The 850-nt window shown below is 34.2% G+C and carries 1 pseudogene; it reads right to left on the reverse strand.

Features of this window, described 5'->3' with window-relative positions:
* Nucleotides 1-850: pseudogene (locus IQR33_RS19605) on the reverse strand (hypothetical protein); the annotation flags it as partial.

Raw genomic sequence — 850 nt, forward strand, 5'->3', positions numbered from 1 at the left:
GTTTCTCCATTTTTCAAAATGGATAGGATTTTAAGCATTTTTAAGGTCAATTTTTTAGTTGCATCAGTAAACAAAAGTTCTAGTAGACTTAGCGTCGTAGAAGGAATATGTCCTTGGTAAAAATCGTCATCGAATATATCGTCTGTATCTAATACTTCATCTACTGAACTGTTATCGATCAAATCCATGACCTGCTCTAGTTTATCAACTACCCCCTCAGATCTCTCATGAATAAGAGCTAATTGCGATTGAGTATGTTCCGATAGATCAATTCTTTCATTAAGAATTAGCTCGGTTTCATGTAGCGTTAAAGCCTCTAACTCTACATGAAACCTTCTAAACTGTTTAACGGTTACCCTAGACGAGAAAATAAAGAATATGTTTTTACAAAATGGAGGAAGTGATTCTGGTAAAGAGGCTAAATAATTTAAAGCCTCTGAATTCATACTACTTTTGATGTTATCGAATATAAGGAAATATACTTCCTCTTGTGCCTTAGCGATACAAAGTAAAATAAGCTGCGCAAGAGTCTGGTACGTGTCTGTTTTTATTTGGCTTTCAATTTGAGCCTTAGTCAGCGCCTCTGAACAGTCTATACGTAAGTATTTTGACCTATACTGAGCAGATTCATGTTTGAAAGAAGAAATGAAATCGTAAACGCCATAACCCAAAGGTGCAAGTATTGACAATGCGTTGCATTTATTTAAATGTTCTATTGCATCAAAATACGTTTTGTTTCTTACTTTAGGGTGATATCCCCTGTTTTCTATGTCATAAAAATTGAGCTCTTCAACAGCTTGGCGATCTAATTCATGTTGAATATTTCTTTTTTTTTTAAGTAAGTACCATC

The sequence above is a fragment of the Vibrio sp. OPT46 genome (assembly GCF_015163535.1).
Taxonomy (GTDB): domain Bacteria; phylum Pseudomonadota; class Gammaproteobacteria; order Enterobacterales; family Vibrionaceae; genus Vibrio; species Vibrio alginolyticus.